Genomic DNA, 253 nt, shown 5'->3' on the forward strand with positions numbered 1-253 from the left:
GTACGCCGACTGCGGGACCGTCAATCACCCTGCCGCCGGCGACAGTTCGGCGCTCACCAAGGCGATGCTGCACGACGCGGGCGTCGTGCTGGTGCCGGGCATGGACTTCGGCACGCATGCGCCGAAGCAATATATCCGGCTGTCGTATGCCACCGCGTATCCGAAGCTCGAGGAAGCGGTCGAGCGCCTTGCGGGGCTTTTTGGGCGGAAGTAGCGAGGTGTGGCGGCTGATGCTGGCGCGTCGGTCGCGTAG

The 253-nt window shown here is 66.8% G+C and carries 1 pseudogene; it reads left to right on the forward strand.

Annotated elements, in window-relative coordinates:
* Positions 1–214, forward strand: a pseudogene (locus SB822_RS59055) (aminotransferase); the annotation flags it as partial.
* Between the last annotated feature and the right edge of the window lie 39 nt (positions 215–253).

Origin of the sequence: Paraburkholderia sp. SIMBA_054 (assembly GCF_046534875.1) — a bacterium.
GTDB classification, from domain to species: domain Bacteria; phylum Pseudomonadota; class Gammaproteobacteria; order Burkholderiales; family Burkholderiaceae; genus Paraburkholderia; species Paraburkholderia hospita.